Annotated in this window: 8 protein-coding genes and 1 pseudogene; 6 read left to right on the forward strand and 3 right to left on the reverse strand. The window is 65.6% G+C overall.

Translation table 11 applies throughout. The annotated features are described in order from the left end of the window. From EN884_RS40275 to EN884_RS18590, 6 genes and pseudogenes are all read left to right on the forward strand, one after another. A pseudogene (locus tag EN884_RS40275) lies at positions 1–127 on the forward strand (Lrp/AsnC family transcriptional regulator); the annotation flags it as partial. Next, a complete protein-coding gene (locus EN884_RS18570; RefSeq protein ID WP_063168654.1) occupies positions 124–1287 on the forward strand; it encodes a saccharopine dehydrogenase family protein in 1164 nt (387 codons plus the stop codon). The pseudogene EN884_RS40275 and the gene EN884_RS18570, both read left to right, overlap by 4 nt. A 110-nt stretch (positions 1288–1397) precedes the next feature. Further along, positions 1398–2204: an ABC transporter substrate-binding protein gene (locus tag EN884_RS18575; protein ID WP_013530558.1), complete on the forward strand. Its 807-nt coding sequence runs from the start codon at positions 1398–1400 to the stop codon at positions 2202–2204. A gap of 105 nt (positions 2205–2309) precedes the next feature. Continuing rightward, on the forward strand, positions 2310–2981 hold the full coding sequence (locus EN884_RS18580) for an amino acid ABC transporter permease (protein ID WP_013530557.1): 672 nt from the start codon (positions 2310–2312) through the stop codon (positions 2979–2981). After that, a complete protein-coding gene (locus tag EN884_RS18585; RefSeq protein WP_063168655.1) occupies positions 2978–3652 on the forward strand; it encodes an amino acid ABC transporter permease in 675 nt (224 codons plus the stop codon). Before EN884_RS18580 ends, EN884_RS18585 begins: the two co-directional genes overlap by 4 nt. A gap of 56 nt (positions 3653–3708) precedes the next feature. Then, the gene (locus EN884_RS18590) at positions 3709–4437 is read left to right on the forward strand and encodes an amino acid ABC transporter ATP-binding protein (RefSeq protein ID WP_164895050.1); all 729 of its coding nucleotides are present in this window, start codon (positions 3709–3711) and stop codon (positions 4435–4437) included. A 10-nt stretch (positions 4438–4447) separates the two neighbouring features. On the opposite strand, the gene arsK is transcribed toward EN884_RS18590, so the two are convergent. The 3 genes from arsK to EN884_RS18605 form a co-directional block, all read right to left on the reverse strand. Continuing rightward, entirely contained in the window at positions 4448–5692 is a 1245-nt protein-coding gene (arsK, locus tag EN884_RS18595; protein WP_063168656.1) for an arsenite efflux MFS transporter ArsK, read from the reverse strand. Continuing rightward, positions 5685–7106, reverse strand: a complete 1422-nt coding sequence (locus EN884_RS18600) for an NAD(P)-binding domain-containing protein (protein ID WP_082826512.1) — start codon at positions 7104–7106, stop codon at positions 5685–5687. The genes arsK and EN884_RS18600 overlap by 8 nt, the downstream gene beginning before the upstream one ends. A 44-nt stretch (positions 7107–7150) precedes the next feature. Then, a partial coding sequence (locus tag EN884_RS18605) for a metalloregulator ArsR/SmtB family transcription factor (RefSeq protein ID WP_164895049.1) occupies positions 7151–7426 on the reverse strand: 276 nt, incomplete at its 5' end.

Below are 7426 nucleotides of genomic sequence, written 5' to 3' on the forward strand. Positions count from 1 at the left end.
GATCCCCGGCGCCGGCGAGCCGGGCGAAGTGGTGCGCAGCGAGACCTTCGTCGTCATGGCGTCCTGCAACAAATGGGTCAGCCTGCCGGAAGGCTGCTGGTCGGACGACCGCAAGGAGCCGGCATGAAGATCGCGGTTCTCGGCGGCCTCGGCCTGCAAGGCCGGGCGGCAATCGCCGACCTCGTCGCCAGCGACGGCGTCGAGGAAATTGTCTGCGTCGACACCGCGCCGGACGGCCCTGCCCGGCTTGCCGGCCTGACCGATCTTGCCCGCGTGCGCTTCGTGGTGCCTGAGGGCGCGATCGGCCAGGCCCTGGCCACTGTGCTTGATGATGTCGACGCCGTCATCGACCTGTTGCCGCAGCCGCTGATGCGCGAGGCGGTAAAGGCCGCGATTGCCACGCGCACGCCGCTGGTCACCACCAATTACGCCAAGTCGATCGCCGACCTGGCGCCGGCCGCCGAACAGGCCGGTGTCTCGATCATGACCGAATGCGGGCTCGACCCCGGCATCGACCTCGTGCTCTACGCGCGCGCCGCCAGGCAGTTCGACTCGATTTCTTCGATCGATTCCTATTGCGGCGGCATCCCCGAGCCGCAGGCGATGGCCAAGCCGCTGTGCTACAAGGTGAGCTGGAATTTCGACATGGTCCTGGTCAGCCAGAACCGCGACAGCGTGATGATTGAGGACGGGAACCGTGTCGCGGTGCCTGCCGGCCAGCAGCACGACAATCCGTTCATCCATGAAATCGAGGTTGCCGGTCTCGGCAGGCTCGAAGCCTTCCCCAATGGCGACGCGCTCCACTATGTCGAGATGCTGGACGCCGCAAAAGGGCTGCGCCGCTCCGGCCGCTACACACTGCGCTGGCCGGGATGGTCGGCCTTCTGGGCGCCGTTGAAGGAACTCGGTTTCCTCTCTGAGGACAAGGTGCCCGGCACCTCCAACAGCCCGCGCGAATTCCTTGGCCGGCTGCTCGGCCCGCAATTGCAATACGGCCCCGGCGAAAAGGATCTTTGCGTGATGCGCAATGTCTTTTCCGGCCTCGAAGGCGGCCGCGCCAAGACGGTGACGTCGGACCTGATCATCGAACGCGATCTCGTTTCCGGCCTGTTCGGCATGAGCCTCGGCGTCGGCTATCCCGCCAGCATCGTGGCGCAGATGCTGGCGAGGGGCGAGATCACCAGACCCGGCTTTTTGAACCCGCTGCTGGATGTGCCCGACATCAGGTTCTTCGATGAATTGGCCAGGCGTGGCATCACGGTTTCCGAGACGGTGGCACGGGACTGAGGCGAAAGATTTTCGAACGGTGGCTGCCGCCGGCAACGGCGCTGCCGCTCAAAAAGGAGCCCAAGGAGAACCGCGGGCAGACATTAACGACAACAGGGAGGAATACCGAAATGAAGATTGCCAGACTTTTCATCGCCGGAAGACTTTTCATCGCCGGGCTTGCGCTCGCCGGGCTCACCGCTGCGGCCAGTGCGGGTACGCTCGACGACATCACCAAGCGCGGCGAATTGCGCGTCGCCGTGCAGACCCAGGGACCGCCCTTCTCGCTGGTCGGCGCCAATGGCGAACGCACCGGCAGTTCGGTCGAACTGGCCGAACTGATGGCCAAGGAAATGGGTGTGAAAATCACCTTCCTCGACTTCGACTGGGATGGTTTGATCCCGGCGCTGCTGTCGGGCAAGGCCGACCTGCTGGTCGCCGACATGACACCGACGCTGGCGCGCGGCATGAAGGTCGCGTTCACCACGCCCTACATGTACACGGGCAGCACCGTCTTCACCAAGGCCGACAGCAAGTTCAAGACCACCGAGGACTGCAAGGCCAAGGGCACCAAGATCGCCGTGCTGCTCGGCGCCACCGGCGAGAAGGAAGCCAAGAACGCCTTCCCCGATGCCGACATCAAGAGCTACAAGGGTGGCGGTCCGCTGCTGCTCGACGCCGTCAACAACGGCCAGGCCGACTGCGGCGTCAACGACGTCTCGGCGGTCAAGGGCCAGTCGACCGCCTATCCGGCCGGCACCTTCACCATCATGCCGGACCTTCTGTCGAAGGAGCCGCTTGCCTTCGCCACCCGCTATGATGAGCCGGACCTGTTGATCTGGATGAACCTGTTCCTCAACCAGGTCACTATCGACGGCCGCCTGCAGAAGAACCTCGACTACTGGGTCAATTCCGACGCCTGGAAGAAGGATCACTAAGCAGCGATAAATCCAGGCGGTTTCGCGCGCATCTTAAACGCCGCGAAGCCGCCCGGAATTTCGTTTCATCTGTCGTTGCCTGCGCTCTGGGGATTTCACCCAACGATGCTCGAAAATTTCAGTTTCCGCACCATCGTCGAATACCTGCCGTTGTTCGGACAGGGCCTGGTCACGACCGTTTGGCTGTCGGCGCTGTCCTTTGTCGGCGCGCTCATCGTCGGCATCGTGCTGTGCGCCATGAATCTGCAGCGCGGCTGGCTGTTTCGCGCCCCGGCCAAGGCCTATATCGATGCGGTGCGTGCCACGCCCTTGCTGGCGCAGCTCTATTTTCTTTATTTCGGCCTGCCCCGGCTCGGCTTCGTTCTGCCGGAACTCGTCGTCGGCATCCTCGCGTTGTCGCTGAACAGCGGCGCCTATATCGCTGAAATCATTCGCGCCGGCATCCTGTCGATCCCGCGCGGCCAGGTCGAGGCCAGCGTCGCTTCGGGCATGACCTATGTCCAGCGCATGCGCCTTGTCGTCCTGCCGCAAGCCTTCAAGGTGACGATCCCGCCGCTGCTCGGCCAGGCGATCGTGCTGGTCAAGGATTCCGCCCTTTTGTCGCTGATCTCGGTTTCGGAACTGACACGCGCCGGTCAATTGCTCGCCTCCGACCGCTTCATGCCGGCGGAAGGCTTCCTCACCATCGCCGCCTTCTATCTGCTGCTCTATTACGGCCTGAAAGGACTGGCTGGGCTCTCCAGCCGCTGGCTCGGCACAGCGGGGGCGCGGACATGATCTGGCAACAACTGCAAAGCCTCGCCGGCTCCTATCCACTGGCCCTGCGCGGCCTCGGCATGACCGTGTTGCTGTCGCTGATCAGCCTGGTGCTCGGCACGCTGCTCGGCTTCGCCCTCGGCATCCTGCGGACCGGCGGCAACCGTCTGATCTCGGGTTTGATCGGGGCCTGGGTCGACCTGATCCGCGGCACGCCGTTCCTGGTGCAGATCTTCCTGATCTTCTTCATCCTGCCTGAGTTCGGCATCGAACTCGATGCCTTCACCGCCGGCATCATCGCGCTGACCAATCTGGCTGCCTGCTTCATCTGCGAGATCGTCGTCGCCGGCATCCGCTCGGTGCCGACAGGCCAGGTCGAGGCGGCACTGGCGTCCGGCCTGTCGCGCTGGCAGCGCATGCGCCAGGTGGTGCTGCCGCAGGCGATGCGCATCGTGCTGCCGCCATTGGTCGGGCAGTATGTGCTGCTGATCAAGGATTCTTCTGTCGTCTCGGCCATCGGATTGACCGACCTCACCCGCGTCGGCTGGCTGGTGGTGCAGCGTGTGCCCAACGGCCTGCTGGTGTTCTTCCTCGTCGGCGTCGGCTATTTCATCGTCTGCTATCCGCTGATCATGCTGGCCCGCCGGCTGGAGCAGCGCATGGGCGCGGCGCATGCCGAGGTGCAGTTGTGACTTCCAACCCCAAAGGTCCAGAAAACATGACCAAAACGGGCCTTGCCAAAACCGGCATGATCGACTTTCGCGGCGTCAACAAATGGTTCGGCTCGCTCAACGTGCTCAAGGACATCACGCTCAGCGTCGAACCGCGCGAAGTGGTCGTCGTCTGCGGCCCGAGCGGCTCGGGCAAAAGCACTCTGATCCGCTGCGTCAACGGCCTGGATGCGATCAAGGACGGCGATCTCGTCGTCGACGGCCAGCGCCTGGGCGACCCCGCCACCAACATGACCCAGCTGCGCACCGAGATCGGCTTCGTCTTCCAGTCGTTCAACCTCTACCCGCATAAGACGGCACTCGAAAACGTCACGCTCGCCCCCATCCATGTCCGCAAGATCCCGCGTGCCGAAGCCGAAAAGGCCGGCCGCGAATTGCTGGCCAAGGTAGGCCTCGCCGACAAGGTCAATGCCTATCCAGCACAGCTCTCCGGCGGCCAGCAGCAGCGCGTGGCGATCGCGCGTTGCCTCGGCATGCGGCCCAAAATCATGCTGTTCGACGAGCCGACCTCGGCGCTCGATCCCGAGATGATTTCCGAAGTGCTCGACGTCATGGTCGCGGTCGCCGAGGAAGGCATGACCATGATGGTGGTGACGCACGAGATGGGCTTTGCCCGCAAGGTCGCCCAGCGCGTGGTGTTCATGGACGCTGGCGCCATCGTCGAAAGCGGCACGCCCGACGAGTTCTTCTCACACCCCAAGACCGACCGCAGCCGCGCTTTCCTGAGCAAGATTCTGCGGCACTAAAGGCGGGCGGTCAGGTCGCCTCTTCCGCGCTGCCGCCAATCGCAAACGCTGCCGGGCCGCCGCGCCGCCTGAGCAGCGCGATGGCGAGGAAGGCGATGACGCCGCTCGCGGCGACGACCACCAGCACCCACAGGGAATTGGCGACCGATGTCCGCGCCATCATGAAGGCGAGCGCGAACGGCGCAAAGGCCGAGGTGAACTGACGGGCAGCGCTCGCCCATCCCAGCCGCGCGCCATAGCCTTCGCGGCCGAAGAGTTCGAGCGGCAAGGTGCCGCCGACGATGCTGGTGAGGCCGGAGCCGAGGCCGAACAGGAACACGAACACGAAGGCGCCGGGCAGCCATGGCGTGGTCAGCAACAGCGCACACAGCCCGGCCGTGAGCAGTGACGCGGCAATGACGGCAAGGTGCGTCTGCTGCAGCCGCCCGCCAAACAGCATGTTGATCAACCGGCTGGCGACCTGCGCCGGCCCGAACAGGGTCGAGACGAAGAGGCCTGCGGTGCCGAGCCCAAGGGCCGCCGTCAGCGGCACCATGTGGATGAGGATCGCCGACAGCACGAAGCCTTCGGTGGCGAACCCCGCCAGCATCAGCAGGAATGCGGCCCGGCCGCGCCGCGCATCGAGCGGCATTCCCGCTTCATCGGGGGCGGAGCCGCGCTCATGCGGCGTGACCGTTGCGTGGCGACGCGACAGGCGCATCAGCCAGGCGTGGATCGGCAGGCATAGGCCGAGATTGAGAGCGGCGAACAAAAGGTAGACCTCGCGCCATGTGAGATGCGCATGCAGCGCCGAGGTCAGCGGCCAGAACAGGGTAGAGGCAAACCCGGCGATCAGCGTCAGATGGGTGATGCTGCGTTGCGGCCGGGGAACCCCGACCTGCACGATCAACACGAAGGCAGCGCTGTAGAGGACGAAGCTGGAGGCCAGTTCCATCGCCAGCAATCCCAGAACGAAGCTCACGCGGCCGGGTGCGACGGCGCACAGCGCCAGCGCCACAGCCGCCGCGACCGAGCCGACGGTCATGAGGCGGCCGGCGCCGAAGCGGTCGGCCCACCGCCCGGCAGTCGGCGCGAACAGGCTGCCGGCAAACAGCGAGGCCGACAGGGCTGCGAATACCCAGCCTTCCGTGAGCCCGAACTCGCGTGCCATTGCCGGCGCCAGCATCGAGAAGCTGTAATAGAGCGTGCCGTAGCCGATGATCTGGGTCAGCCCAAGCGCCCAGATCGCCTTGCGCAGGACGGACCGGTCAGGCATCGATGCCGGCCGATACGGCTCTTCTCGGCTCGGCATCGGTTGCGCAGCCGCAACCCGATGCGCCGGTTGCCTTGGCGTCCGCATCCCTGACGCAGCAGGCATCGACAGCGGCGGGAGCAGGCCCGCCACAGCAGCCGGCGCTTTCCGATACCGTCGCGACACCGACGGCACTGCACACGCCGGTCTCCGGCAGCACCAGCCGCACCTCGCGGGCCGCGGCATGGTCTCCGGCAATATCGGCCACCACCGAGCGGACCTGCTCGTAGCCGGTCGCCATCAGGAAGGTCGGGGCACGGCCGTAGGATTTCGAGCCGACGATGGTGAAACCGGGTTCGGGATGCGCGAGCTCCGCAATGCCATGCGCGGGAACCGTGCCGCATGAGTGGAAGTTCGGATCGATCAGCGGCGCCAGTGCCGGCGGCGCTTCGACGACGGGATCGAGCGCGATGCGGATTTCGCCGAGGAACGACAGGTCTGGCCTGAAGCCGGTGGTGACGACGATGCGGTCCACGGCCATGCTGAACGGCTTGCCGGCGAGGTGGGCGTCGACGGCAAGCTTCTCGCCTTGCGTCTCGATGCGGTCGACGGCGAAGCCCGTCAGCATGTTCAGCCTGCCGTCCGCCATCGCCTGCCTGGCGGCCAGCCCGAGCGCGCCACGTTCCGGCAACTGGTCGTTCAGCCCGCCGCCGAGCAATCTCTCGATGCTGGCGTGCCGCAGCGCCCAGAAGATTTCGGTGCCAGGCACGCCATCCTGCAACTCCATCAGCGCCAGCGCGACGTTGATGGCCGAGTGCCCGCCGCCGATGACCAGGATGCGCTTGCCCGCATAGTCTTCTCTCGCCTTGCCGACCACGTCGGGAATGCCATAGGCGATGCGTGCCGACGCCTTGCCTTCGCCGGCAACCGGCAGCCCGTCGATGCCGATCGGGTTTGGCCGCCACCATGTTCCGGATGCGTCGATGACGGCGCGTGCGAGAAAGCGGTGCTCACCGCCGCCATCGCGGTAGCGGATGACGAAGGGCGCGTCCTTGCGGCCGTCATTGGCGACCTTGTCGTGCCCCTGACGGGTGATCGCGGTGACCTCGGCGCCGAGCTTCAGATTGGCGGCGATCGCCGGAAGCCGGCCAAGCGGCGCCAGATAGTCGCGCACGATCTCGCCGCCGGTCGGCAGGCCCTGGCTGTCCGGCGCCGTCCAGCCGGAGCGGTCGAGCAGCGCCCGCGCCGCCGCGTCGATGTTGTATTCCCAAGGCGAGAACACCCGCACATGGCCCCATTCGAGCAGTGCGGCCCCAACGCTTTCGCCGCGCTCCAGGATGAGTGGACAGATGCCGCGCTCGACCAGATGCGCCGCGGCGGCAAGGCCGACCGGGCCGGCGCCAATTACCGCGACGGGAAGATCTGTCATCATGTCCATAGGTTCGATCCTTCCGGTATCTTCGAATTATACGCGCAGAAAAATCAGGCCAGTGCTTTGCCGACGGCGGGCGCACAGGCGTCGGCGCAGCACTCGTCGGCGAGATAGCCGATCAGCGCATTCATGCCGGGATAGTTGGCGCGGCAGATCAGCGTCGTCGCTTGCCGTTCCTGCGTGACAAGCCCGGTATCGACCAGCCGTTTGAGGTGATGCGACAGCGTGGAGGACGGAATGTCGAGCCTGCCCTGGACGCTGCCGACGGCAAGCCCGTCATCACCGGCCCGCACCAGGATGCGATAGAGCTGAAGCCGCGTCGGATT

The sequence above is a fragment of the Mesorhizobium sp. M7A.F.Ca.AU.001.01.1.1 genome, assembly GCF_004022735.1.
In the GTDB taxonomy this organism is placed as follows: Bacteria; Pseudomonadota; Alphaproteobacteria; order Rhizobiales; family Rhizobiaceae; genus Mesorhizobium; species Mesorhizobium ciceri.